The organism is Rhodoplanes roseus (genome assembly GCF_003258865.1).
GTDB classification, from domain to species: Bacteria; Pseudomonadota; Alphaproteobacteria; order Rhizobiales; family Xanthobacteraceae; genus Rhodoplanes; species Rhodoplanes roseus.
Genome location: NZ_NPEX01000863.1, coordinates 1 through 264 on the forward strand (window position 1 = coordinate 1; position 264 = coordinate 264).

Genomic DNA, 264 nt, shown 5'->3' on the forward strand with positions numbered 1-264 from the left:
TCTGCAGCGTCCGTCCCGCAGCCCGGATCTCCGCCCGCAATTCCTGAAAATTTTCGATGATGCCGTTGTGGACGACGGCGACGCTTTCCGTTGCATGGGGATGTGCGTTGACTTCCGTCGGCGCGCCGTGCGTCGCCCAGCGCGTATGGCCGATGCCGATCAAACCGGAAAGCGGATGCTCATGCAGGCGGTTCTCGAGATTGACGAGCTTTCCCTTGGCGCGCTCGCGCGTGAGCTTCTTGTTCTCCAGCGTCGCGACACCTG

Annotated in this window: 1 pseudogene; it reads right to left on the reverse strand. The window is 62.5% G+C overall.

Annotated elements, in window-relative coordinates:
* Positions 1-264 (reverse strand): annotated as a pseudogene (locus tag CH341_RS32760) (glutamine--fructose-6-phosphate transaminase (isomerizing)); the annotation flags it as partial.